Source organism: Sporichthya polymorpha DSM 43042, assembly GCF_000384115.1.
In the GTDB taxonomy this organism is placed as follows: Bacteria; Actinomycetota; Actinomycetes; order Sporichthyales; family Sporichthyaceae; genus Sporichthya; species Sporichthya polymorpha.
The window spans coordinates 1,382,545-1,405,861 of the sequence record NZ_KB913029.1 but is presented as its reverse complement, the minus strand read 5'-3'; the positions used below and the strand labels follow the sequence as shown (position 1 = coordinate 1,405,861).

Annotated in this window: 23 protein-coding genes; 13 read left to right on the top strand and 10 right to left on the bottom strand. The window is 67.2% G+C overall.

Going from position 1 to position 23,317, the window contains the following annotated elements; translation table 11 throughout:
• Positions 1-15: 15 nt before the first annotated feature.
• The 4 genes from SPOPO_RS0106925 (at position 16) to SPOPO_RS0106910 (ending at position 4,762) form a co-directional block, all read left to right on the top strand.
• Positions 16-1,311, top strand: a complete 1,296-nt coding sequence (locus tag SPOPO_RS0106925; RefSeq protein WP_020629229.1) for a hypothetical protein — start codon at positions 16-18, stop codon at positions 1,309-1,311.
• 176 nt (positions 1,312-1,487) lie between these two features.
• Positions 1,488-3,059 carry an ABC transporter substrate-binding protein gene (locus tag SPOPO_RS0106920; RefSeq protein WP_156869645.1) on the top strand — a complete coding sequence of 524 codons (1,572 nt, stop codon included), beginning with the start codon at positions 1,488-1,490 and terminating at the stop codon, positions 3,057-3,059.
• Between the two features lie 129 nt (positions 3,060-3,188).
• Positions 3,189-3,572 carry a hypothetical protein gene (locus SPOPO_RS32480; protein ID WP_019874064.1) on the top strand — a complete coding sequence of 128 codons (384 nt, stop codon included), beginning with the start codon at positions 3,189-3,191 and terminating at the stop codon, positions 3,570-3,572.
• Between the two features lie 5 nt (positions 3,573-3,577).
• Positions 3,578-4,762, top strand: a complete 1,185-nt coding sequence (locus SPOPO_RS0106910) for an NAD(P)/FAD-dependent oxidoreductase (RefSeq protein ID WP_028984574.1) — start codon at positions 3,578-3,580, stop codon at positions 4,760-4,762.
• Here the strand turns inward: SPOPO_RS0106910 and SPOPO_RS0106905 are convergent.
• The 7 genes from SPOPO_RS0106905 to SPOPO_RS0106875 all read right to left on the bottom strand — a co-directional run bounded on the left by SPOPO_RS0106905 (position 4,759) and on the right by SPOPO_RS0106875 (position 11,045).
• Positions 4,759-5,370: a DUF305 domain-containing protein gene (locus tag SPOPO_RS0106905; protein ID WP_019874062.1), complete on the bottom strand. Its 612-nt coding sequence runs from the start codon at positions 5,368-5,370 to the stop codon at positions 4,759-4,761. The genes SPOPO_RS0106910 and SPOPO_RS0106905 overlap by 4 nt on opposite strands.
• Positions 5,367-6,851 carry an LVIVD repeat-containing protein gene (locus SPOPO_RS0106900; protein WP_019874061.1) on the bottom strand — a complete coding sequence of 495 codons (1,485 nt, stop codon included), beginning with the start codon at positions 6,849-6,851 and terminating at the stop codon, positions 5,367-5,369. The genes SPOPO_RS0106905 and SPOPO_RS0106900 overlap by 4 nt, the downstream gene beginning before the upstream one ends.
• 62 nt (positions 6,852-6,913) lie before the next feature.
• Positions 6,914-7,870, bottom strand: coding sequence for an AraC family transcriptional regulator (locus SPOPO_RS33605; protein WP_019874060.1), 957 nt, complete (start codon positions 7,868-7,870; stop codon positions 6,914-6,916).
• Between the two features lie 10 nt (positions 7,871-7,880).
• Positions 7,881-8,714 carry a mycofactocin-coupled SDR family oxidoreductase gene (locus SPOPO_RS0106890; RefSeq protein WP_019874059.1) on the bottom strand — a complete coding sequence of 278 codons (834 nt, stop codon included), beginning with the start codon at positions 8,712-8,714 and terminating at the stop codon, positions 7,881-7,883.
• A 72-nt stretch (positions 8,715-8,786) separates the two neighbouring features.
• A complete protein-coding gene (locus tag SPOPO_RS0106885) occupies positions 8,787-9,011 on the bottom strand; it encodes a ferredoxin (protein WP_019874058.1) in 225 nt (74 codons plus the stop codon).
• Positions 9,008-10,258 (bottom strand): cytochrome P450, encoded by a 1,251-nt coding sequence (locus SPOPO_RS0106880; RefSeq protein WP_019874057.1) that lies wholly within the window; start codon positions 10,256-10,258, stop codon positions 9,008-9,010. Before SPOPO_RS0106880 ends, SPOPO_RS0106885 begins: the two co-directional genes overlap by 4 nt.
• A 46-nt stretch (positions 10,259-10,304) precedes the next feature.
• On the bottom strand, positions 10,305-11,045 hold the full coding sequence (locus tag SPOPO_RS0106875) for an SDR family NAD(P)-dependent oxidoreductase (RefSeq protein WP_019874056.1): 741 nt from the start codon (positions 11,043-11,045) through the stop codon (positions 10,305-10,307).
• A 294-nt stretch (positions 11,046-11,339) separates the two neighbouring features.
• On the opposite strand from SPOPO_RS0106875, the gene SPOPO_RS0106870 reads away from it, so the two are divergent.
• From SPOPO_RS0106870 to SPOPO_RS0106860, 3 genes are read left to right on the top strand one after another with little or no spacing between them, the layout of a single operon-like run.
• Positions 11,340-12,977 carry a flavin-containing monooxygenase gene (locus tag SPOPO_RS0106870; RefSeq protein WP_019874055.1) on the top strand — a complete coding sequence of 546 codons (1,638 nt, stop codon included), beginning with the start codon at positions 11,340-11,342 and terminating at the stop codon, positions 12,975-12,977.
• A gap of 47 nt (positions 12,978-13,024) precedes the next feature.
• Positions 13,025-13,765 (top strand): SDR family NAD(P)-dependent oxidoreductase, encoded by a 741-nt coding sequence (locus SPOPO_RS0106865; RefSeq protein ID WP_019874054.1) that lies wholly within the window; start codon positions 13,025-13,027, stop codon positions 13,763-13,765.
• Positions 13,762-14,724 (top strand): SMP-30/gluconolactonase/LRE family protein, encoded by a 963-nt coding sequence (locus SPOPO_RS0106860; protein ID WP_019874053.1) that lies wholly within the window; start codon positions 13,762-13,764, stop codon positions 14,722-14,724. Before SPOPO_RS0106865 ends, SPOPO_RS0106860 begins: the two co-directional genes overlap by 4 nt.
• Before the next feature lie 57 nt (positions 14,725-14,781).
• Here SPOPO_RS0106860 and SPOPO_RS0106855 read toward each other — a convergent pair whose 3' ends face one another.
• Positions 14,782-15,567: an enoyl-CoA hydratase/isomerase family protein gene (locus SPOPO_RS0106855; protein WP_019874052.1), complete on the bottom strand. Its 786-nt coding sequence runs from the start codon at positions 15,565-15,567 to the stop codon at positions 14,782-14,784.
• A 128-nt stretch (positions 15,568-15,695) separates the two neighbouring features.
• Between SPOPO_RS0106855 and SPOPO_RS0106850 the strand changes: the two genes are divergently transcribed.
• From SPOPO_RS0106850 to SPOPO_RS0106825, 6 genes are read left to right on the top strand one after another with little or no spacing between them, the layout of a single operon-like run.
• On the top strand, positions 15,696-16,844 hold the full coding sequence (locus SPOPO_RS0106850) for an acyl-CoA dehydrogenase family protein (protein WP_019874051.1): 1,149 nt from the start codon (positions 15,696-15,698) through the stop codon (positions 16,842-16,844).
• Positions 16,841-17,317 carry a MaoC/PaaZ C-terminal domain-containing protein gene (locus SPOPO_RS0106845; RefSeq protein WP_019874050.1) on the top strand — a complete coding sequence of 159 codons (477 nt, stop codon included), beginning with the start codon at positions 16,841-16,843 and terminating at the stop codon, positions 17,315-17,317. The genes SPOPO_RS0106850 and SPOPO_RS0106845 overlap by 4 nt, the downstream gene beginning before the upstream one ends.
• Positions 17,317-18,534, top strand: coding sequence for a thiolase family protein (locus tag SPOPO_RS0106840; protein ID WP_019874049.1), 1,218 nt, complete (start codon positions 17,317-17,319; stop codon positions 18,532-18,534). The genes SPOPO_RS0106845 and SPOPO_RS0106840 overlap by 1 nt, the downstream gene beginning before the upstream one ends.
• Positions 18,531-18,953 (top strand): Zn-ribbon domain-containing OB-fold protein, encoded by a 423-nt coding sequence (locus tag SPOPO_RS28155; protein WP_019874048.1) that lies wholly within the window; start codon positions 18,531-18,533, stop codon positions 18,951-18,953. The genes SPOPO_RS0106840 and SPOPO_RS28155 overlap by 4 nt, the downstream gene beginning before the upstream one ends.
• Complete coding sequence (locus tag SPOPO_RS0106830) at positions 18,953-20,524, top strand: AMP-binding protein (protein WP_019874047.1); 1,572 nt, start codon at positions 18,953-18,955, stop codon at positions 20,522-20,524. The genes SPOPO_RS28155 and SPOPO_RS0106830 overlap by 1 nt, the downstream gene beginning before the upstream one ends.
• Positions 20,521-21,345: an enoyl-CoA hydratase/isomerase family protein gene (locus SPOPO_RS0106825; RefSeq protein WP_019874046.1), complete on the top strand. Its 825-nt coding sequence runs from the start codon at positions 20,521-20,523 to the stop codon at positions 21,343-21,345. Before SPOPO_RS0106830 ends, SPOPO_RS0106825 begins: the two co-directional genes overlap by 4 nt.
• Before the next feature lie 9 nt (positions 21,346-21,354).
• On the opposite strand, the gene SPOPO_RS0106820 is transcribed toward SPOPO_RS0106825, so the two are convergent.
• Both SPOPO_RS0106820 and SPOPO_RS0106815 read right to left on the bottom strand, forming a co-directional pair.
• Entirely contained in the window at positions 21,355-21,963 is a 609-nt protein-coding gene (locus tag SPOPO_RS0106820) for a TetR/AcrR family transcriptional regulator (RefSeq protein WP_019874045.1), read from the bottom strand.
• On the bottom strand, positions 21,960-23,189 hold the full coding sequence (locus tag SPOPO_RS0106815) for a thiolase family protein (protein WP_019874044.1): 1,230 nt from the start codon (positions 23,187-23,189) through the stop codon (positions 21,960-21,962). The genes SPOPO_RS0106820 and SPOPO_RS0106815 overlap by 4 nt, the downstream gene beginning before the upstream one ends.
• Between the last annotated feature and the right edge of the window lie 128 nt (positions 23,190-23,317).

Here is a 23,317-nt window from a genome sequence, read left to right as displayed (position 1 = left end):
ATCGGTGCCTCGGCGATGATCGTCGGCCTGTCGGGCACCGCCTCTGCCGAGGACACCCGGTTCAACCTCGAAGCACGCGGGGACGCCTTCTACTTCGAGGTCAACGGCGACGAGATCCCCGTCTCGCCCAACAACGACGCCGGTTCGCTCACCGCGTCCGCCCGGACGACCAACAGTGGTGGCAGCGACGGCTTTGCCGGAATGCCGTACTGGGGCAGCACCGCGCAGCATGCGCCGGGCACCGTCAACGGTGTTCCGAACCAGTTCGGGCTCGGCCAGGTGCAGTTGCCCTTCGCTGTGCTCCCCGGCTACGTGTCCACGTCCTCCAGCGGAACCCCGGAGGCCGAGGAGGACTTCGGATACGGGCGCATCAAGTCGGTCAGTACTCCGACCAGTGCCACCTCCTCCGCCTCCTACGGTGCCCCGGCCACGATTCCAGCGCCGAACCAGCAACAGACCGCGAACGCCGCCACCGAGAGCAAGGGCACCTCGGTCTCAGCGGTCGCTTCGGGCAGCTCGGCGGGATTTGTCACCGGTCCTTTGGAGGTCGGCAACTCCACCGCCCTGGCCTCCATTACCCAGACCGTCGGTAAACCGGCCAAGATCGAGAGCAAGACGTTCGGTCGCTTCGCGGTCAACGGCCAGGAGTTCGGCTTCGACCAGAACGGCTTCCGCTACCTCGGCCAGGGGATGTCCAGCAAGGATGCCCTCGGTCAAGCCAACAGCGCCCTGAAGAACGCCGGCATCCAGATCGATCTCGCGCCGGTCGTCACCAGCAAGGACGCCACCGGCAAGACCATCTACTCCATCGGGGGTCTGATGGTCACCGCCACTCAAGCCAGTCCGACAGGTGCCGGCACCTTCACCGTCAAGTACATCCTCGGCCGGGCGAAGGTGGGCGCCTCGGTGGCGACCTTGGGATACGGCACCACGAACAACTCCCCATCTGCCGGCAATGTTGGCGGCAATGTTGACGGGGCATCAGCCGACGCCGGCGCAGGTTCCGACGTGACTGACAACGTCTCCGGACTGGATGCCGCCGGCCTCTCGCCCGAGTTGGCGACGGAGGCGGCCGGAACTCCCGCCACCGTCGCCACCATTACCGAGGGCGGAACGCTCGCTCCGGTACCAAGTGACATCGTCGGAACAGCGTCCGGTGAAGAGCTGCCCAGGACGCTCGGCTTCGTGCCCGTTGCTGGGCAAACGGGCGAGCACAGCGAATGGCTCTACGCCATGCTCCTCGTCGCCGGTGCCGCCCTCGTCGGCTCCCACTTCCTGTTCACGCGGTTCGCGAGCTCGCACGCTGCGTAGACGCACCGCCCCGGAGAGCGAACGGTCGTTCCCAGCCGTTTGATAACGATTTCTCCTGGTTCCGAGATCACCCTTGACGCGCCTCGAACGGTCGTTCGTAAGTTATTTCCATCACGCGCCGACGGCGGCCTCGTGCCCCGTCCCACCGCTTGTCGCCCCTGACGAAGGAGCCCCCCATGGCAACACCAAGATTGCGGAAGTTGACGACCGCCGCGGTCGCCGGCGTCTGCGCGCTCGCGCTCGTGGCCGGTTGTGGCGGCTCGGACGTCACGGACGCCGCCACCGGAACGGATGGTTCTACCGTCCAGACCGAACCGGGCGCGGTCACCGACCCGGGCACGACCTCGACCGAGACAGGTGCCGAGGTCCCGGCCGCGGTCGCGACGACCGGCACGACCGGCGGAACCGCCCCCGGAACCACGACTACCGACGGTGCAGCCCCCGCGGGTGACACCACCGCGAACCAGCCCGCGGGCAATCAGGGCGGCAAGAAGCCCGCCGGTGGAAACGCGGCCGGCGCCGCCGCCGCGAGCGGTTCGCCGGTCGAGAAGCTGGTGGCGAGCCACCCCATGTTCGGTGGCAACGGTCCGTGCAAGCCGGCCACGTTGTCCGAAGTGCCGCTGGGCAACGTCAGCACCCTCTCCGGCGTGCTGGGCGAACTGTTCTCCCCCGTCGTCAACGCGCTGAACGTGTGGGTCGCCTCCACCAACGCGTGTGGGGGCCTGAACGGCCACAAGATCAAGCTGTACTTCGACGACGACCAAGGCGACCCGTCGACAGCGTCGACCAAGGTCCAGAACATGATCTCGAGCAAGAAGATCCTTGCTTTCGTGGGCAACATTCAGGTCCTGACCGTCGACGCGGTGGCGCCGATCATCAGGCGCACCGGCATCCCGATCATCGGCTCCGACGTCACGAACAGCACCTGGTTCACGAACCCGTTGATGTTCCCGCAGGGCGCTCCGCAGCAGTCGATCGCGTACGGATTCCTCTACGGCGCGACGAAGCACTACAAGGTGAAGAACGTCGGCCTCTTCTACTGCATCGAGGTTCCGCGTTCCTGCTCCGACACCGCGCGCGCGTTCAACGACCTGGCCCCGAAGATGGGCGCAGTCGTCAAGGTCTCTTCCCAGGTCTCCCTGACACAGCCGTCCTTCGTCCAGCAGTGCCTGGAGATGAAGAACGCCGGCGTCGAAGCGGTGGGCCTCAACATGGACGCCGCCTCCATGAAACGCATCGCGCGCTCGTGTGAACAGGTCGGGTTCTTCCCGAAGGCCATGGGTCACCCGCTGGGCGTCGGCAACGAGAAGCAGTTCCTGGGCAGCAAATGGCTCGGAAACTCCTATGTGCCGCTGAATGTGTTCGGTTGGATGGCGAGCTCGACTCCGGCCGAGAAGTACTACCAGGCGCAGGTTCGCAAGTTCGACCCCGGCTTCGACACCGGCGGTGCCGCGAGCCTCGGCTGGACGGCCGGCGCGCTGATGCTGGCGGCCTCCGCGGGTCTCTCGCCGGACAAGCCGACGACCCAACAGTTGCTGGACACGCTGTGGCAGTTCAAGGGCCAGAAGTTCACCGAACTCGGTGGGCTCACCGGGCCTCGCATCTTTGGCAAGGACCAGAATCCCCGGGTCCCGTACTGCCTGTTCGCCGCGATCTCCAGCGAGGACGGGAACAGCTGGAAGTCGGTGACCTCAAAGCCGACCTGCACGGACATCGTCGCGCCGAGCGACCCGCAGGCGAAGGGCTGACAGAAGTAGAGAGCTAGCGACGTGTGCCGGGCGCCTGCGCGCCCGGCACACCTGCGTTGGCGCCGCAGCAAGGCAGACAAAACCGCGAGTACGGCGCTCGTTCCATCTCTAGCCGAAGGCTCGACCTCCATGGCAATCGCTCTGTTGGTGGTCCTCACCGAACCGATCCCGGGCCGCGAGGACCAGTACAACGACTGGTACACCAACCGACACCTGGGCGACGTTCTCGCCGCCGCCGGTTTCACGGCGGCGCAGCGCTTTCATTTCGTGCCGAGCAAACTCTCGCGCAATCCGCCACCGGCCCCCTACCTGGCGATCTATGAGGTGGATGCCGATCGACGCGAGGAGGCGGAGGAGTTCCTGCTGGCCGCGGTCCGCACCGAAGCCATGCCGATCAGCGCGGCCTTGGGTCCGGGTGCGGTCACGTGGTGGTTCGAGAGTATGTGCGACCGCGTGGAGGATGGCGAGCAAGCAGGGGCTTCCACATCGAGGCGATCGGAGGCAGGCACGTGACGCAGTTGGCGCATGTGGTCGTGGTGGGTGGCGGATTGGCAGGCGCGCGTAGCTGCGAGCAGCTGCGTGAGCAGGGCCATGCCGGGCGGATCACGCTGGTTGGTGCTGAGAGCCATCTGCCCTACGACCGGCCGCCGCTGTCGAAGGAGGTGTTGATCGGGGCTGCGGATACCTCGACCCTCCGCGTCGACTACGACGAACTTCGTGTCGACGTGCGCGCCGGTGTCCGCGCGATTGGACTGCGACCGGTCGATCGGGTTCTCGTCACCGACGCCGGGCAGATTGGCTACGACGGCTTGATCCTGGCCACCGGCGCTGACCCGATCCGGATCCCGGGCGAGGGTGAGCAGCTCACCCTGCGGACTCTGGACGACGCGCTGTCGTTACGTCAGCGACTCCGACCCGAAGCGCGGGTTGTGGTGATTGGCGCCGGCTGGATCGGCGCCGAGGTCGCGACTGCCGCGCGCACACGCGGATGTCACGTGACGTGCGTCGATCTCGACGCGCTGCCGCTGGCGCGCTTGATGGGCTCGGAGGTCGGCAAGCGACTGCTGTCCTGGTGGGAAGGGATCGATCTTCGGTTGGGGACCGCGGTCGCCGCGGTCACCTCGGACGGGGTCGAATTGGCCGACGGGGAGACTTTGCCGGCCGATGTCGTGGTGACCGGCGTCGGCGTTCGACCGGCGACGGGCTGGCTCGCCGACAGCGGACTCGAGATCGACGCCGGCGTGGTCACGGACGAGTGGCTGCGCGCGGGCCCGGGCATCGTGGCCGTCGGCGACTGCGCCGCCTGGTGGTCCCGCCGGTACCAGGCTCGCATGCGGGTCGAGCACTGGGACGACGCTTCCGCGGCCCCCGCGGTCGCGGTGGCGGCGCTCCTCGCGCCCGGGCTCGGTGAGGTCGAGCCGCACGACCCGGTTCCCTATTTCTGGAGCGACCAACTCGGGCACAAACTGCAGTACGTGGGCCGGCACACCGACCAGGACCGCCTGCTGTTCCGCGAGCGGGAAGACGGGTCATGGACGGCACTGTGGCTCGGTGATGACGACACGCTCTCCGCGGCGCTCATCGCCGACCTCCCTCGCGAGAACGTGCAGGCGCAGATGGCGATTCTGGGTGGGTCGGTCCTCGACCCGCACCTCCTCGCCGATCCGGCGGTGCCTTTGACGAAGGCTGTCCGCTCGGTCTAAGCCGCCGACAGGAGGTGGATCGTGCGCATCTCCTCCTGTTGGTGGAACCCGATGCGGTTGGCCAGGTTGCGGATGGCCGGCACGGTCGCGTTGAGGCCGGCGTGAGTGAGCATTGCCAGTCCGCCGGCGTGGTGCCGACTCATGAGCGTGAGGAAGACGCGGTCCACTCTGTTGATTGTCGCGGTCCGGAGGGAGTTGAGCTCGGCGGCGGTGGCCATTCCCGGCATGCTTCCGGCGCCGGCGCCGGCGTGAACGTGTTCGTGACTCGCTGCCATCCAACTCATCGGGCCTCCTGTCGGCAGGACCGGAGCTTGCCAAAGCGCGAGGTAGCCGCGCAGGGTTCCGATATCGAGGAGTTGATCGGCGATGATGCCGTCGGCCAGCGCGGCGACTGTGGCGTCGCGGGTCCGTGCGCGGACCAGCTGCGCCATCAGCACGGCCTGTTCGTGGTGCACGATCATGTCCTGGCTGAAGCCGATGTCGACGGGTCCCGGCGCGGTGGCGGTGGTCGCGCTTTCGGCATCGCTTCCCGCGGCCAGGCCGGCGCCGAGTCCGAGGACCAGAGCGCCAATCGCAGCCAAAGCGGGCGTCATGAGGCGGCTCGTCATGGACGTCGGTAAGCCTTGTTGGTGAACTTGAGTGCGAGGAAGCCGTTGTCCTGGCAGCTCACCCAGAGCTGGTCCTTGCCCACGAACCGAGGGGGCGAGCTGCACCAGTCGGCAGTGAGATTGGCGTACGGGCTGGCTCCGAGGAGCACGGAGGGGCCGGCGTCGCGGATGTCGGAGACGTTGGAGCTCTGCGAGATGAAGTTGTAGGTCGCGTGCTCCGAACCGGAGAGATCGGCGTTCCGTCCGACCTGCGCCGGTGGGTTGTAGTAGGCGATCTCGCGGGGGGTCAGGGGGTTACGGACGTCGAAGACGCGGACGCCGGACTGCATCATTCCGCAGGCCAGCGCGGTCGGATCTGTTCTGCGGTCGACGGTGCAGTAGTGCGCGTCGTATCCGAACAGCCCGTTGCCCTTGGTGTCCTCGGCGCTCACCGCCGCGTTCTGCGGCTGCTGAATCTCGAGCTGCAGTTGGCGGACGATGCGAGGCCGGGTCTCGTCGCTTATGTCGATGATGTGTACGCCCTCGCCGGCGAACTCGTCGACGGCGATCAGGTACGGCTTGCCGCTCCACGTCACCGGGATGGTGTGCTGGCCGACCGACGCCGGGCCGCCCCAGAAGACGCTGCCGAGCTGGCGGATCACCGGCACCGGGTTGCGCGCCTGCACCTCGCTGACGTCGAGGATGATGACGCCGGCTCCGAACGCGGTGCTCAGGTACAGCCGGTTGCCGTCCTCGCTCAACTCGAAGCCGTGGTTCGCAACCCCGACCGTGCCCACCCCGGCGATCCGCGGCTTGGTCGGGTCGCTGACGTCGATGGCGGTGAGTCCGCCGCCGGCGAGAGAGGAGGACCAGTAGGTCCTGCCGTCGGGGGACCACTGGCCCTCGTGATTGATGGTCGACGCGGGAAGCGTGAAGTCCGCGGATGAGAAGGAGTTCAGCAGCTTCGGGCGCGTGCAGTCGGTCGAGATGTCGTAGACGTCGAAGGACAGCGCGCCGACGACTGGGCCGACGCTTACCCCGGCGAGCAATCCGCGCTCCTCGTTGACCTTGAGCGTCTCCCACGTCCCGGCCAACATCGCCGGGCTCGTGAGATTGGCGGTCAGTCGGGGCTTGCGCGGGTTGCCGACGTCGATCACCTGCACGCCTTGGGACTTCTTGGTCGGGATGCCGGCAAACGCGGTGGCGTTGTAGGCGCAGTGTTTGTACTGCGGGTTCACCCAGGTGGTGCCTTCACCTTGGTGCTGTCCCAGCAGCTCCAGGTTGCACCAGTACCCCTGCTGGCTGCGGCCGCTCTGCCGGTCCCTCAGTGGCACCTGACCTTGGAGGCCGGTCTCCGGCGAGCTCCCCGGGCCGCAGGTCGCTCTGGGCACCGCGGAATCCGCGATTGCCGTGGAGTCGGCACTGGCGGGGTATCCGGTCGCGACCGCCAGCGGAGCGAGCGCGAGGGCGCACGCCAGTGGGACGACGGTGAGGGCCTTCATGTCGAGCAAGTTACGATGAGGCGTCGGCTGGGAACAGCCGGATTGCGCGCACCTCAGTCCGATTAACGATGCTCGTCCGCTCGGGTTCGGCGAAGCGATTGAGTCGGAGTTACGCCGAACCGTGCGCGGTACTCGCCGGCGAACCGCCCGTAGTGGGCGAAGCCCCACGCGTGCGCAATCGCCGTCGCCGTAACGGCCCTGGGATCTGCAGCCAGGAGAGCCTGGTGCGCCCGGTCCAACCGAGCTTGGCGCAGATGGCGCATCGGGGAGACACCGAGGTGACGCCGGAAGCCGTCCTGGAGGGCGCGGACGCTCAGACCGGCCGCCGCCGCAAGGTCCCCGACGGTGGCGAAGGCTAGGGGATCGGCTTCCAAGCGGGAAACCAGCGCCCGGATCGTGCGGGGACCCTCGACGTAGGGTCGGCCCTGCAGTTCTGCCGAGTACGTGTGCGTCTGGCCGAGCAGTAGAGCGGAGATGATCACGCGGCTCAGTCGATCGATCAGCACCGGCTCGCCGGCGATGGGCGTGGCGGCCCGAAGCTCGTCGTTCAGGATGGCCACGGCGCGGCGAATCGAGGCGGATGCGGCCGGCCGCATCGCAAAGCGAAATCGCGGCGGAGTCGCCACGCAGCGCCCGAGCAGGGCGGACAGCTCCGTCAGCGCGAGATCGGCGTCGAACTGCACCGTTCGCAGAACGACGCCGTCGAGCGGATACCGGGCGTCGATGCGGCTGCCCGGCGAGATCATCACCAGGTCGGTTCCGCTGACGACGTCGTCGACGTCGTCAGCAGTCGCGAGCAGGGAGCCGCCGACCGGGACGCACAGGTTGTAGCTGGGGTACGCGCGGGTCAGCACTCGCGACTCCGAAAAGATGAGCTGGCCGTACCGCAACTGCGGCAAGGGGAACGCGTCCAACTCCATGACGAAGCGACGTCCGCGCGGCGCCTGGATCGTGACGTCGGTGTACTCGTCAGCCAGGGCCGCCGCCGCGGCGTCGGGATCGGTGGTGCGCAGCTCCACGCTGCTGCGGTCAGAGCTTGGCCATGAAGCCCGCGTCGACCGGAAGCGTAACTCCGGTGACGTAGCGGGCCTCGTCGGAGGCGAGCCATAGGACGGCGTTGGAGATGTCGACGGCCTCCATCCAGGGGATCGGGAGCAGATTCATCGCGGTGAAGGTGTCGCCGAAGTCCTCGAGCTTCGGGTTCTCGACGCCGGGGGCGAAGGCCGAGTGGATCGCCGCGTTGTCGATCATCTTGGTGAACGTCGAGCTGGGGTGCACGCTGTTGACGCGGATAAAGTGCGGGGCCAGCTCGTTCGCCAGCGTCCGCATCAGGCCGACGACGGCGTGCTTGGCCATGTTGTAGTGCACCTGGTTGGGGAACCCCTTGAGTCCCGCGACCGAGCTGGTGAGGACGATCGAGCCACCTGAACCCTGTTCGATCAGCTTCGGAACCGTCGCCTTGCAGGTGTAGTACGCCCCGTGCATCTGCACGTCGATCATGTCGCGGTAGGTCTGCTCGTCCATATCCGTGAACAGACCGGCGGACCAGATGCCGGCGTTCGAGCTGACGATGTCGAGCCGACCGAGTTCCGCGACGCCGTGTTCGACCGCGGCCTGCAGCGAGCTCAGATCTCGGACGTCCGCCTTCGCGATCACCATGCGCCGGTCCAGCTTCTCCACCGTGGCGGCGGTCTCCTCGAGCTCCTCCATCGTCCCGAGCTCGTAGGGGACCGTGCCGATGGGCTCGCAGATGTCGACCCCGATGATGTCCGCGCCCTCCTCGGCCATTCGAATGGCGTGCGCGCGGCCCTGGCCACGGGCAGCACCGGTGATGAACGCAACCTTGTTGTCCAGCCGTCCCACGACGTGCTCCTCTCGAAATACGGCAGTGGGCCGGCCGGAAGTCTCCGACCGGCCCACTGGCGACCCTGGTGTCTATTCCTCGATGGTGATGACCCGCTCGGGGCAGACCCGGGCCCCGTAGCGCGCGGACTCCTCGAGACCTGGCGGAACCTCGACGTAGCTGCCGCGCGCAATGTTGTAGCCATTGTCGTCGAGTTCGTACACGTCACCGGCCATGACCGCGCAACGGCCGTGCCCGGTGCAGCCTTGCTGACCGCCGTCGATGCCGATGGCGATGTGTGCCTTCACCGCACTCACCACTCGAACGTGACGGAACGCATCGAGCGCAGGAACCCGGAGACGTAGGTCGGCTCACCGCCCGGCTTGACCTTGTAGTCCGGGATGCGGCGCAGGAACTCCTCGAACGTCGTGCGCAGCTCGAGGCGCGCGAGGTTCGACCCGATGCAGCGGTGGATGCCGACGCCGAAGGCGGAGTGCAGCACAGTCTCCCGGGTGATGTCGATGCGCTGGGGATCCTCGACGACACGGGGGTCGCGCGAGGCACCGGCGTAGACCATCATCACGAAGTCGCCGGCTTTGAGCTGCCGCCCGCCGAGTTCGACGTCCTTGGTGCACGTGCGCCCGAGGGCGACGACGGGGGCGAAGACGCGGGCGAACTCCTCGATCGCCCGCGGCATGTAGGTGTCCGGATCCTCGATCAGCAGCTTGCGGGCGTCGGGGTTCTCCGCCAGCCAGTGCATACCGGAAGCCATGACGTACGTCGTGGTCGCGATACCGCCGAAGGTCATGTCGACCAGGACCGAGACGCGGTCGGCCCAGGCTGACTCGGTGCCGTCCTCGTAGGTCACGCCCGCGGCGATCATGTCGACCATGTCGCCGCGCGGCGGCTCCTTGGAGCGCTTCTCCAAGTAGTCGCCGAGGTACTGGAAGACGTAGCCGAACTTGGCGGCTCGGACCTCGGGGTCGGGGTTGAAGGTCCCGTCCTCGACGCCGTCGACAAGGCGGTCGAGGTCGTCGATCGGCACCCCGAGCACGTTCTTGAAGAACGCCCACCCCGGGAGGAGCGCCGCGAACTCGGAGACGAACTCGCACTCGCCCTTGTCGATGAAGCGGTCGATCAGGGCGTTCGCGTCGGCCCGGATGGTGGCCTCGTACGGCGCGATGGTCGAGGGACCCATGAAGGGGTTCAGTGACTGCCGCCACGCGGTGTGCAGCGGCGGGTCCGACTCCTCGGGGTACAGGTACGGCAACCCGTCCGGGCGGTTCGGCATGTATCCCTTGGCCGCGGAGAACGTGCGCCAGTTCTGACCGACCTCGCGCACGAGCTTGTTCTGGGAGACCAGGTAGTAGCCCTCGCCCACCTTCGAATGGGCGATCGGGCACTTGTTGACCAGGTCGTCGATGATCTCAACGTGCTTCTCGTTGAAGACGGGCGCGTCGAGGTCGAAGTCGTTGTAGATGTCGCGGCCGTACTTGGCGATCGATTCCTCGATGTCGGCCTGCGTCGGTGGGTGGAACTCGGTTTCCTGTGCTTTGAAGCCCATTGCGGGTGTACCTCCTGGGGCCGGGCGAGCTCGTGCGAAAGAGGGACTAGAGCAGCGTGTAGCCGCCGTCGATCAGGTAGTCGGAGCCGGTGATGAACGCGGACTCGTCACTGGCCAGGAACAACGCGAGGCTCGCGACCTCGCCGGCGTCGGCGATCCGGCCGACCGGGTTGCGGGCGATGATCGCGGTGATCATGTCCTGCGGAAGGTGCTCGGTGATCGCCGTCTGGATGGTGCCCGGGCTGATCGAGTTCACCCGGATCTTCTGGGCGGCGTACTCCGCGGCCGCCGTCTTGGTCAGCATCACGACGCCGCCCTTGGCCGCGCAGTAGCTGGCCATCTGGGGAAAGGCAACCGTTGCCGCCATCGAGGCGGTGTTGATGATCGAGCCACCGCCGGAGGCGATCATCGCCGGAACCGCGTACTTGATACCGAGGAAGACGCCGCGCAGGTTGATGGCCTGGACCTGGTCCCAGCCCTCCTCGGACATGTCGGCCACAGCGGCAATCTCGCCGTCGATGCCGGCGTTGTTGTAGAGGACGTGCAAGCCGCCGAAGGTCTCGACGGCGGACTGCACCATCGCCTGGACGCTCTCGCCCTTGGACACATCGGCGTGAACGGCAAGGGCACCGTCGCCGAGCTCCTTGGCCAGGGCCTCCTGCGCTCCGGAGATGTCCGCGAGCACAACCTTGGCGCCTTCGGCGTGAAAGCGCCGGGCCGTCGCCGCGCCGATTCCTGACCCGGCGCCCGTGATGATCGAAACCTTGCCGTCTAGGCGTCCGGACATGGGTTCGCTCCGCTCTCTGTGGGGTCGGTCACTGCGGCGAACGTACGTTCGTTGGGTGCGGGTGTCAAGGGGTCCGGGAAGCTGCGCGGTTGCGGCGGAGTTGGCGGGTGGCAAGCGTGAATGTCGTCGCGTTCGGCAAATTCCGTCTCGTCCGTCCCCGGCACGGGCTTGACCGTGGGCGATGCCGATGCGACGCTGATACGAACGTTCGTTCGTCGGGTTCCCGGGAGCGCCGAAGGGATGAGCGCGCGCCGTTCGTGATACCGGCGCCGACGCATTGAAGGGGAAGTACGCATGACGCAGGAACCAGACTTCGACGCAGTCGTGATCGGCGCGGGTATCAGTGGCCTCTACCAGGCCTACCGGTTGCGTGAGATGGGCTACCGCGTGTTGGGGATCGAAGGCTCCGACGACATTGGGGGCGTTTGGCACCACAACCGCTACCCGGGCTGTCGCACCGACTCCGAGAGCGAGATTTACGGCTACTTCTGGAACGACCAGCTCATGCAGGAGTGGAACTGGCCGGAGCGCTTCGCCGCGCAGCCCGACGTCCTGGCCTACCTCCACCGCGCTGCCGAGATCATGGACATCCGCAAGGACTACCTCTTCAACGCCAAGGTCGACAGCGCGATCTGGGACGAGAAGAACAAGCTGTGGAAGCTGGGCTTCGTCCAGCCGGACCGCGCTCCGGTGACCGCGCGCTTCGTGTTCTCGGCGCTGGGCCCCCTGTCGTGGCCACAGATGCCGAAGATCCCGGGAATCCACACGTTCAAGGGCGAGAGCATCCACACGGCCCGGTGGCCCCGTGACCCGAACGGCTTCGGCCCGGCGCCCTTGGACTTCACCGGCAAGCGCGTCGCGGTGATCGGCGTGGGCTCAACCGGCGTGCAGGTGATCCAGGAGATGGCCAAAGTCGCTGGTCACCTGACGGTCTTCGTGCGCGAACCGAACTGGTGCACCCCGCTCGGCAACGGGCCGATGACCCAGGAGCGGATGGACTCCATCAAGGCGAATTACCACGAGTTCATTGCCAAGTGCGACAACTCTCTCGCTGGCTACCGCCACGAGTTCATCCCGCAGAATTTGTTCGACGTGCCGAAGGAAGAGCGCGACGCCAAGCTGGAGGAGCTCTATCAGGGCCCGGGCTTCTCCCTGTGGCTCGGCTCGTATCAGGACGTCCTGTCGGACCCCGACGCGAACAAGTACGTGTCGGAATTCGTGGCGAACAAGATCCGCCAGCGCGTCAAGGACCCGCGAATCGCCGAAATCCTCATCCCCAAGGACCACGGCTTCGGGATGAAGCGGGTCCCGCTCGAGACCAACTACTACGAGGTCTACAACCAAGACAACGTTTCGGTCGTCGACCTGCACGCGACGTCGATCACCCGCATCACCCCCGAGGGCATCGAAACCACCGAAGGTCTGCACGAATTCGACGTCATCATCTACGCGACCGGATTCGACGCGATCAAGGGCGCGTGGAACCACATCGACATCCGCGGCACGGAGGGGAAATCGCTGAAGGAGGAGTGGGACAAGGGCATCAAGACCTACATGGGCATGCAGTGCCCCGGGTTCCCCAACTTCTTCATGCTGGTCGGTCCGCAGAGCGGCGCCACCTTCTGCAACATTCCGCGCTGTTCGGCCCTGGCCATCGACTGGCTGAGCGAGATGATGATCTACGCGAAGAAGAACGGTGTCGAGCGGATCGAGGCCGAGGTCGAAGCGGCGGAAGCCTTCACGGCCTATGCGGCCAAGCTGCAGAACAAGCTGCTGCTGGGCCAGACCAACTCGTGGTTCACCGGGGTGAACCAGAACATCGAGGGCCGGGACAAGCGCGAGGTGCTGCTGTTCGTCGGCGGGAACGCCCGGTTCCGGGCCTACTGCGACGACGTGCGCGAGCGCGACTACGCGGGCTACGTCATGTCCTGACCGGGCCCTCGCCCCGGTGCACGGTTTCGCTGGAGAAGGAGCACGCAATGGACCTGCTGTCGGGCAAGACGGCGGTCGTGACCGGCGGCGGTGGCGGCCTGGGCGCGGCCATCTCAACCGCGCTCGCGTTGGAGGGCGCGCACGTCCTGGTCGTCGACCGGCACGCCGACGCGGCGGAGCAGATGGCTGAGAAGATCGCGGCGTCCGGCGGCTCGGCCGCCGCCGAGACGCTCGACATCGCGGACCGGGAGAAGGTGATGGCCTTCGGCGCCCGCATCTCCGACCAGCACGGCAAGATCGACGTGCTGGTCAACAACGCCGGAATCTCGCCCCGCAGCCGGCCCGGCGATCCCGACCAGATGCAGGTGTGGGACCAGGTTGTGAGCGTCAACCTCACCGGGCAGTGGGACATGAGCGTCTCCGTGCTGGAGGCCATGAAGCACCCCGGGGCGAGCATGATCTTCCTGTCCTCGATCGCCGGCTTTGCCGCGCCGCGGTCCAGCGCCGCCTACGGCGCGACGAAGGCGGGGATCCGTTCGCTGGTCCAGTACTTCGCGCGAACCCTTGGTCCCACGGGTGGCCGAGCAAACGGACTGGCGCCGGGACGGATGTTCAGTGGCCTGGTCGCCGACGGTGCGGGACACGCGAAGTACCTCGAGCGCGTGCCGCTCGGCCGGTTGGGCGAAACCGACGAGATCGCCGGCCCGGCCGTCTTCCTGGCCTCCGACATGTCGTCGTACGTCACCGGGGTCACGATCCCGGTCGACGGCGGCTACCTAGCTTTGTGACACTCACCGAGATCGGACCGTTCCGGCCCGCGGACCTGGCACAAGTCGGCAGCGGTCTGAACCGGCCCGAGTGTGTGCTGGCTGCCCCCGACGGATCGCTCTACACCGGCGACTGGACGGTGGGCATCGCGCGCATCGCCCCCGACGGGACCACGGTTCCGGCTGTCGAGGCAGACCTGATCGGGCAGGGATTCCGGCCGAACGGCATCGCGTTGACGGCCGGCGGCGACTTCCTGTTCGCCAACCTGGGCCGGGGTGGAGGGGTCTGGCGCGTTGGCCCCGCCGGCGACCCGCGCCCGTTCGCCACTGAGCTCGACGGTGACCGCGTACCGCACGCGAATTTCGTGCTGCTGGACGGCGAACGCGCCTGGATCACCATCAGCGCCCGAACACGTGCGCACGATCACTACACCGCCGACGAGCGAAGTGGTCAGATCCTCCTCGTACAGGACGGCAAGGTCAGCGTCGCGGCGGAAGGGTTGAACTGGACCAACGAGCTCCGGCTCTCGCCCGATGGCCGTTACCTTTTCGTCAACGAGACCTTCGCGTGTCGCACGACCCGGTATGTCGTCGCGGATGACGGCGGCCTGTCCGAACCAACGCGGATCGAGTTTTCGAAGGACACCTTCCCGGACGGCCTCGCCTTCGACAGCGAGGGCGCGCTTTGGGTCACCAGCGTCATCACCAACCGCCTGATCCGGGTAACGCCGGATCTGAGCTGGAAGGTCCTCTTCGAGGACCTCGGCCCCGGTGGGTCCGAGGCGATTGAGTCCTACGCCCGCGGGACTCTGACCTTCGATCAGATCGCCCGGAGCCGCGGCTCGAGGGTGGCCAACCTGTCCAGCCTCGCCTTCGGGGGGCCGGATCTGAAGACCATCTACCTCGGCGGCCTCGGAAACTCGGCGGTGCATTCGCTGCGCAGCCCGGTCGCCGGGCTCCCGCTGCATCACTGGCGCTGAGCGCGATCGGAGGGACGCGAGCCGTCGCCCACGTCCCTCCGATGAATCGGACTCAGATCAACTCTCGGCTTGCGCCTTCATCACGTCCATCAGGTCGAGCACACCGAGCGCCTCGTGTGCCAGGCCGAAGCCGAGGTTGGCCTCCATGAGCCGCTTCCACTCGCGAGTGACGACAGCCCTGGCGTACCGGCGCGCAATCGGCGTCTTCGCCGCGATGTTCGCAGCGTGCTCGCGGGCGCGGGGGAGCAGCTGGTCGGCCGGCAGCACCTCGCTGACGACGCCGTAATCCAGCGCTTGCTGGGCGTCGAGCGTCTGTCCGGTCAGCAGGAAGTAGCGCCCCCGGTTGGGGCCCAACAAGTGAGTCCAGACGATGTGCGCGCCGTCGCCGGGAACGATGCCCGAGGCGAAGTGGGGCGAGTCGGAGAAGGTCGCGTTCTCCGAGGCGAGGACGATGTCGCCGAGGACCGGCAGCTCCGGGTGGTTGAGCACCGGGCCGTTCACGGCGGTGATGACCGGCACCTGAATGGCGAGCATGTTGTTGATCAGGCGCTGGCCCTCGTAAATGATCTCGGCCCACGCCGCCGCCGTCGCCAGGTTGAACGAACTGAAATCGATCTCGGGGCACCAGGCGTCGCCGGCCCCGGTCACGATGACGACCTTGTTGTCCGGGTCGTTGGCGACGTCCCCGAACGCGTAGGCGATCTCGTCGTGGGAGGTCGCACTCCAGACGAGCGGCTTGCCCTCCGTATGGAGCGTCATCTCGAGGATGCCGTCGTTCCGCTCGAACGCAACGTTCGCGTACTTGTCCTGATAGTCAGAGAACTGCGGGGCGATGCGCGTCACGGCAAGAGTTCCTTCCGGAAGATGGCACACAAGCGGCTGGAGATGTGTTGTCCGCTACTCTTCCGCTCGAACGAACGATTGTCTAGGGTTGATCGCAAGTCGCCCCCGCTCTCGCGAAGGAGTTCGCCGTGGACTTCCGGCACACCGAGGACCAGCTGGCCTGGAAGGACACGCTGCACCGCTTCATGGAAAAGGAGGTGGGGCGCGAGTACACGCGAGAGCACGACCAGGACCGAGAGTTCCCCGACGAGCTCTACCGGAAGTGCGCCGACAACGGGTGGCTGGGACTGCTGGTGCCCGAGGAACTCGGTGGCGTCGCCGCGGACCCGGTCATGTACGCGATCTTCTGTGAGGCCATCGCCAAGTACAGCCTCGACACTGCGGCCTGTCTGATGACGTCGATGTTCACGATCAGCAACGTCGTCTACCACGGGACCCAAGAGCAGAAGGACGAGCACATCCCGGCCTTCCTCAAGGGGGAGCGCCGCTTTTCGATCTCGATCTCCGAACCGCAGGCCGGGTCCGATGCCGCCAACGTCAGCACCAAGGCGGTCCACGACGGACGAGACTGGGTCCTCAACGGCAACAAGACCTGGTGCTCCGGTGCGCACCTTCCCGGCGCCTGGATCGTCATGCTGGCGCGGACCGGGCCGGAACGGCACGCGGGCCTCAGCACGTTCCTCATGCCCAACACCGCCGAGGGTCTCGACATCCGCAAGATGCCGACGATGGTTCGCCGGAGCCTTGGCACCACCGAGATCTTCTTGACGGACGTCCGGGTTCCCGACTCGAACGTGATCGGTGAGATCGGCAAGGGCTGGGAGTACATCGGCGAGCACCTCGACTACGAGCGTCTCGGCCTCGCCGCTTCCTACGTCGGCAACGCACGGACCGCGCTCGACGACACGATCGCCTACACGAAGGACCGCATCGCCTTCGGTCGTCCGCTGTCGAGCCTCCAGGTCCTCAAGCACCGCATGGCGGAGGACGAGACGGCACTGACGGCCGCGCGGCTGCTGGTTTACAACGCCGCCACGAAGATGCTACGCGGCGAGAAGGCCTCGAAGGAGGTCTCGATGGCCAAGGTGTTCGCCGCCGAGACGTTCTTCCGGATCGCGACGAACGGGATGCAGGCCTACGGCGGTTATGCCCAGCTCCCGGAGTACGACATGGAGCGCTACTTCCGCGAGGCCAAGCACGGCATGGTCGGTGGCGGCGCCAACGAGATCCAGAAGACGGTCATCGCCCGGCACATGGGTCTGAGTGACCCGCGGTGACGAGCACCTGGGCGCCAGAGGAGCGCTACTTCGAGGACTTCCCGGTCGGGCAGGAAATCCTGACCGGTGGCCGCACCGTCGACCAGGCGGACATCAACTTGTTCGCCGGCCTGACCGGCGACAACTACCCGCTGCACGTGAACGCGATGTGGGCCGAGACCGGGCGATTCGGTGAGCGCATCGCCCACGGGCCGCTGACCTTCAGCATAGCGGTGGGGCTCGTCGCCCTGACCGGCTGGTACTCGGACTGCATCGAGGCGCTGATCGAGTGCCGCTCAATGCGAGCCACCGCACCGGTCCGATCGGGCGACACCCTGCGTGTGCGGGCCACCGTCCTCGAGACCGAGCCGCACAAGAGTCCCAAGTACGGCGTCCTCCACGTCGGGTACGACGTGATCAACCAGAAGGACGAGTCGGTCATGAACTTCCACTGGGTCATGTTGGCCCGCCGTCGCACGCCCCTGGAGATCTGATGAGTGAGTGGACCCCGCCGTACCCCGAGCCGGGGAGCGCGAACGACGCCGCGTTCATCGGTATCGGCGAGATTCCGTCCGGTGTCTACCGTGAGCGCGGCTTCATGGCGCAGATCGTCGAGGCTTCCGCACGGGCGATCGCGGACGCGCAGTTGCAGCACACCGACATCGACCAGATCGTGCTGATCCCCTGCCTGCATGGCATCCCGGACCAGGCTGACCTGATCTTCAGTCGCGTCGTGGAGGAGCTCGGTCTGCACGGCCGCGCCAAGAGTTCGGTCATGGTCCACTCCGGGGGTTCGACGTCCGACAACGCGACGCGTATGGCCGCGGGCCTCATCGCTTCCGGCCAGGCGCGCAACGTGCTCGTCGTTTACTCGGAGCGGTGGGGCTCGGCCGACCTCCAAGCGATGATCGACATGCTGTCGGTGAACGGCATTCCCCGTGAGTGGGAAGCTCCGACCGGTCTGCAGTTCAACGCCATCGGCGGCCTGATCACGCAGCGGTACATGCATCAGTCGGGGTCGACGGCCGAGGAGATGGCGGCGATCTGTGTCGCGCTGCGGGACTGGGCAAACCTGAACCCGAACGCCATGTACTACTCCAAGAAGTTGACGATCGAGAAGATCCTCAACTCGAAGATGATCTCGGACCCCATCCACGCCTTCGAGTGTCCGTTCCTCGCCGACGGCGCCGGTGCATTCGTGATGACCAGTGCGACCGAGGCGCGGAAGAAGCACGACGCCTGGGTACGCATCGGCGGTTCGGGTGGGTGCGTATCGCACTACTCGGCCGGGCAGGACGCCGATCTCGGGGTCCTCGGCTGGGTCGAGGCGGCGAAGGAGGCGTACGAGGCTGCGAGTTGGGGGCCCGAGGACGCCGACCTCGGCGAGGTCTACGACTCCTACGCCGCGGTCCTCGCCATCGCGTTGGAGGGACTGCAGATCTCACCGAAGGGCGAGGCCGCGCGTGAGTTCCACAAGGGCCGCTTCTCCCCGGGTGGGGAATTCCCGCTCAACACCAACGGCGGCCTGCTCTCCGCCGGCCACACCGGTGTCGGCGGCGGCACCGCGCTCCTCATCGAGGGCATCCGCCAGCTCCTGCACCGCGCCGGCCCCGACCGTCAGGTCCCCAACGCCCAGCGCTGCATCGTCGGCGGAACCGGCGGCTCGTACATGGACGCGCAGATCATGATGTTGGAAAGGGCCACCCGATGAGCGTTGACACCGGCTATATCCAGAACGCGGACGAGCTGACGGCTCCGTTCGCGGCCGCGTTGGCCGAGGGCCGTCTGGTCGTGCAGAAGTGCAACGACTGCGCGCAGTTGATCATGTACCCGAAGTACCGGTGTCCGGCGTGCTTCAGTGGCAACCTCGGCTGGCAGCAGGTCTCCGGTGAGGGTCAGCTGCAGACGTTCACGATCCTGCGCATGGGGCCGCCCAGTTCGTTCGCGGTCGACCCGCCCTACGGCATCGGCATCGTGGAGCTCGACGAGGGTCCGCAGCTTATGTGCCGCCTGCACCCGGGCCCGGACGGGACCTGGGACTCCTACGCGTGCGACCAGCGGGTGCGTTTCGCCCCTGCCGATGCCGGAGAGATCGCCGAGCGCGCCGCCGCCTGGTTCACCGCCGCCTGATGAACGCCGCGACCTTCCTCACAAAGTCCGCCGTGCGCTTCCCGGAGCGACCGGCGCTGCAGTACGGCGACGAGGTGACGACGTACCGTCAGTTCGCCGACCGCGCGCTCTCGATCGGGGGTGGGCTGCTCGCCCGTGGGCTGAAGAAGGGTGACCGGGTCGCGTTCGCGATGTCGAACCGCCCGGAGATCCTCGAGGTCATCTTTGGATGCTTCGCGGCTGGTCTGGTCGTCGTTCCGATGAACGCGCGGCTCCATCCGCTCGAGATGGCGTACCTCGTCCATAACTCAGGTGCGCGGGCGCTCATCCACACCGGCGAGTTCGAGGCGCCGCTGAACCAGCACTGGACCCAGTTCGGCGGAGTTGAGCTGCGCTTCGGCGTCGAATGCTCCGAAGCGCTCACGCCCTACACGGAACTGACGACCAGTCCGCGAGCGCTGGCCGCCCCGGTCGACGTCACCGACACCGACGCGTGCTGGCTGTTCTACACGTCCGGCACCACCGGGAAGCCCAAGGGCGCCACGTGGACCCACCGCGTGGTCCGCGTCTGCGTCATGAACTACCTGGCCGACTGCTACAACATCACCTCCGACGACGTGCTGCTGCACGTGGCCCCGCTCTCGCACGGCTCGGGCATCGTGGCGCTGCCGGCGGTCGCCCGCGGAGCGAACAACGCTATCTCGACGTCCGCCAGCTTCTCGCCCGACTCGACCTTCGCGGACGTCGAGAGGCTCGGCGTCACCCACATCGCCTTCATGGCACCGACACAGATCGTGAAGTGCCTGGAGGAATTCGTCCCGGGAAAGTACGACCTCTCGACCTGGCAGGCAACCTGTTACGGCGGCGCCCCGATCTACGTCGAGCATCTCAGGCAGGCGGTGGAAACCTTCGGCCCGGTATGGGTGCAGATCTACGGCCAGGGAGAATGCCCGATCACCGCGACGGTGCTTCCGCGGGAGGAGCACCTCGAGCTGGTCAAGAACGACGACCCCCGGCTGGCGTCGGCGGGATTCGTCCGGACCGACGTCGAGGTCAAGGTCTTCGACGAGAACGATCTCGAGTGCCCGCCCGGCGTCTCGGGCGAGATCGTGGTGCGCGGCGACATCGTGATGGCCGGGTACTGGGACAACCCGGAGGCCACCGCGGAGACCCTGCGCGGCGGCTGGCTCCACACCGGGGACGTGGGCCAGTTCGACGAGGGCGGCTACCTGTTCCTTCTCGACCGCACGAAGGACATGATCATCTCGGGCGGGAACAACGTGTATCCGCGGGAGGTGGAGGAGGTCCTCATCACCCATCCGTCCGTTGCTCATGTGTGTGTGGTCGGGATCCCTGACGACTACTGGGGCGAGGCGGTGCACGCGGTGGTCGTGCCCGAGCCCGGTACCGAGCCGACGGCGAAGGAACTCATCGACTACTGCGCCGGGTTCATGGCCGGTTACAAAAAGCCGAAGAACGTCGACTTCGTCGACGAACTGCCGACGTCCGCGTACGGCAAGGTGCTGCGTCGCGAGGTCCGCGCCCGCTACTGGGGCGCCGACCGAGGCATCGCCGGGGGAAGTTCCTCGTGACGGAGAACAAGCGCGTCGACCTCGAGACGCTCTACCACGAGCGCCCCGCGCCGGGTGTCGGACTGGTGACCCTGAACCGGCCTGAGCGCGGCAACGGGGTCGTCGTGGAACTCGTGCGCGATCTGTTCGAGGTGCTCGACGCCTGGGAGCCCGATCCGTCGGTCCGCGTGGTGGTGCTGACGGGAGCGGGCAAGCAGTTCTCCGCCGGCGCGGACCTGGTCGCAATGCGCGAGTACCTCCTGCACGAGCTCCCGGTCCGGAACGAGCCGTTCAACGCACGGGCATTGTTCCCGCTGACGCAGCGTCTGTTGGCGTCCCGACTGGTCTTCGTCGCGGCGATCAACGGGGGCGCCACCGCGGGCGGACTCGACTTCGCGCTCGCCTGTGACCTTCGGATCGCCTCAACGGCCGCCAAACTGGGGGAGACCTACATCAACATGGGCCTCGCCCCCGGGAACGGCGGGAGCTGGCTGCTGCCGAAGCTCGTGGGGTCCGGCGTGGCTGCCGAGCTCGCCCTCACCGGCGACGTGATCAACGCCAGCCGCGCATTGGAGCTGGGCCTGGTCTCCCGGGTGGTGGAGCCCGAGCAGCTGCTGCCGACGGCGCTGGAACTCGCGGCGCGGATCGCGAACAAGCCCTGGCGGGCGTTGGAGGCGACGAAACAGGCGTTGCGGGCGTCCTGGACCCAGGACTTCGCCACCGCCATGAACACCAGCTACCAGGTCACCGACGCGTTGCACCGGCAACCCGATCTGCTGGAAGCCGTCGAGGCTTTCCTGGAAAAGCGTGCCCCGCGCTTCAACCAGGGGTTCGGAGAATAGCCGGCCGACTCAGCGCTCGTCCGCGATCAACCCCCGGAGAAGGACATCGCAGATCGCGTCGGCAATGCCGTCTGGGCCGTCCGACTTCGCGGGGGAGTACCACTCGGCAGCGAAGGTCAACCCGCCGATGACACCGAGCAACGTCGCCTTCAGATGGGGGACGGGGCGGAGTGCGCCGGACGCAATGCCTTCCTGAGCGATCTCCAGGAAGATGCTCTCGTACTGCTGGCGCAGCTTGATGACCCGTTCCTTGTTCTCCGGGCCCAGGAAGTGCCACTGACCGAACGTCACCTTCGTCTGCTCGGTCGTGTCCGCGAGGACGCGCATGTGCGCGCGGATCGCCGCGCGCATGCGTGCTTCGATGGTGTCGTCTGTTGCCGTCGCCGCGGTTATGGCGTCGATGTAGTTGGTGATGCCCTCCTCGACGATCGCCATCAGCAGCGCCTCCTTGCTGCTGATGTGCGCGTAAAGGCTGCCGGGTTGGACTCCCACCGCCTTGCTGAGGTCGCGCATCCCGACGACGGGGTAGCTTTTCTCGCCGAACAACCGGATCGCCTCACGCACGATGGTGTCGGGCACCGCGTGCGGGGCACGCGATGCGCTCTTCGTCACCGTCATGCCGAGATACCCGCGGCGTCGACGCGTTCGAGGATCGTGATCGTCACCGTCGCCTCGTCGTCGAAGAAGACCCCGCCGCCGTTCTGCGCGAGGCCGATCCGGGCGCCGGTGACCTGTCGTGGCCCCGCACGTCCGCGGAGCTGGTCGGCGATTTCCACGATCTGTGCGGCGCCGGTGGCGCCGATGGGATGGCCGCGCGACAGCAGGCCGCCGCCGGTGTTGACCGGGATGGACCCGCCCAGCGCGGTCTCCCCGTCGCGCAGCAGCTTGATCGCCGTTCCTGGCGGTGTCAGCCCCAGTTCTTCGATCAGGAGGAGTTCTGCGGGGGCGGCCGCGTCGTGGACCTCCACGACGTCGAGATCGGCGGGACCGAGCCCGGCTCGCTCGTAGGCCGCCGTGGAGGCCGCCTGAGTCGGCGTCACTCCGGAGAGCGGGTTGTTGGACGCGATTGCGGTGGCACGCACGCGCAGGTTTGCGCGTCCGCGGCGGCGGGCTGCGTCCGCGCTCATCACGACGAGTGCAGCGGCGCCGTCGGAGAGCGGGGAACACATCGCCATGTGCAGCGGGGGATGGATGAGCCGGCCGGCCAGGACTTCGTCGATCGTGACCGGTGTGCGGAACTGGGCGTAGGGGCTGAGCGAACCGGCGTGGCGGCTCTTGACGACCACGCGCGCCAGGTCCTCGACGGTGCCGCCGGATCGCTCGAGGTAAGCCGCGCCCTTCTCGGCGTAGTGCACCATCAACGGCGAGCTCGAGGGCATCGTCGGTTCCGGGCTCCCACCGAGGGCGAGGTCCCAGACGAGTTCGCGCATCTCCGGGCGGCGTTCGAGGTCCGTGGCAGAGGCCAGCGCCGCGAAAGCGCGCACCTTCTGAGGCACCACCAGCTTCTCCGCGCCGACGGCCAGCGCGACGTCGGCCTGCCCCGACCCGACCGCGGCGCAAGCGAGCGAGAAGGCGGAGGACGAGGCGGCGCAGGCGTTCTCGACGTTCACGATCGCGGCGCCCAGCAGCCCGGTCTCGGCGAGGTAGACCTGCCCGCGGATCATCTCCTGGCCCTGCAGAAGACCGGAGGCCGAGTTGCCGAAGAAGACCTGCTGCACCTCGGCTGGTTCGACACCGGCGTCGGAGAGCGCGCCGCGCACCGCCGCCCCGGCGAGATCGGAGACCGTGCCGTCCGCTTTGCCGAAGGGCGTCATCGCGGCGCCTGCGACGTAAACCTCGGCCACGACGGGCCCCCCTCCTGCGGGTTCGGTTACCGAACGAACGCTAGGTCGGCGCCCGTGCGCTGTCAATTGAGCGCAGGTGGCCAGTCAGTGGCGCAGGCCCTTGACTGGGACGTAGGTCATAGTACGGT

What these genes read in the sequence shown, in the direction of transcription:
- SPOPO_RS0106925 (WP_020629229.1), top strand. Translation starts at nt 16, where the DNA reads ATGATCGTCGGCCTGTCGGGCACCGCCTCTGCCGAGGACACCCGGTTC.
- SPOPO_RS0106920 (WP_156869645.1), top strand. Translation starts at nt 1,488, where the DNA reads ATGGCAACACCAAGATTGCGGAAGTTGACGACCGCCGCGGTCGCCGGC.
- SPOPO_RS32480 (WP_019874064.1), top strand. Translation starts at nt 3,189, where the DNA reads ATGGCAATCGCTCTGTTGGTGGTCCTCACCGAACCGATCCCGGGCCGC.
- SPOPO_RS0106905 (WP_019874062.1), bottom strand. Translation starts at nt 5,370, where the DNA reads ATGACGAGCCGCCTCATGACGCCCGCTTTGGCTGCGATTGGCGCTCTG.
- SPOPO_RS0106900 (WP_019874061.1), bottom strand. Translation starts at nt 6,851, where the DNA reads ATGAAGGCCCTCACCGTCGTCCCACTGGCGTGCGCCCTCGCGCTCGCT.
- SPOPO_RS0106880 (WP_019874057.1), bottom strand. Translation starts at nt 10,258, where the DNA reads ATGGGCTTCAAAGCACAGGAAACCGAGTTCCACCCACCGACGCAGGCC.
- SPOPO_RS0106875 (WP_019874056.1), bottom strand. Translation starts at nt 11,045, where the DNA reads ATGTCCGGACGCCTAGACGGCAAGGTTTCGATCATCACGGGCGCCGGG.
- SPOPO_RS0106870 (WP_019874055.1), top strand. Translation starts at nt 11,340, where the DNA reads ATGACGCAGGAACCAGACTTCGACGCAGTCGTGATCGGCGCGGGTATC.
- SPOPO_RS0106865 (WP_019874054.1), top strand. Translation starts at nt 13,025, where the DNA reads ATGGACCTGCTGTCGGGCAAGACGGCGGTCGTGACCGGCGGCGGTGGC.
- SPOPO_RS0106840 (WP_019874049.1), top strand. Translation starts at nt 17,317, where the DNA reads ATGAGTGAGTGGACCCCGCCGTACCCCGAGCCGGGGAGCGCGAACGAC.
- SPOPO_RS28155 (WP_019874048.1), top strand. Translation starts at nt 18,531, where the DNA reads ATGAGCGTTGACACCGGCTATATCCAGAACGCGGACGAGCTGACGGCT.
- SPOPO_RS0106830 (WP_019874047.1), top strand. Translation starts at nt 18,953, where the DNA reads ATGAACGCCGCGACCTTCCTCACAAAGTCCGCCGTGCGCTTCCCGGAG.
- SPOPO_RS0106820 (WP_019874045.1), bottom strand. Translation starts at nt 21,963, where the DNA reads ATGACGGTGACGAAGAGCGCATCGCGTGCCCCGCACGCGGTGCCCGAC.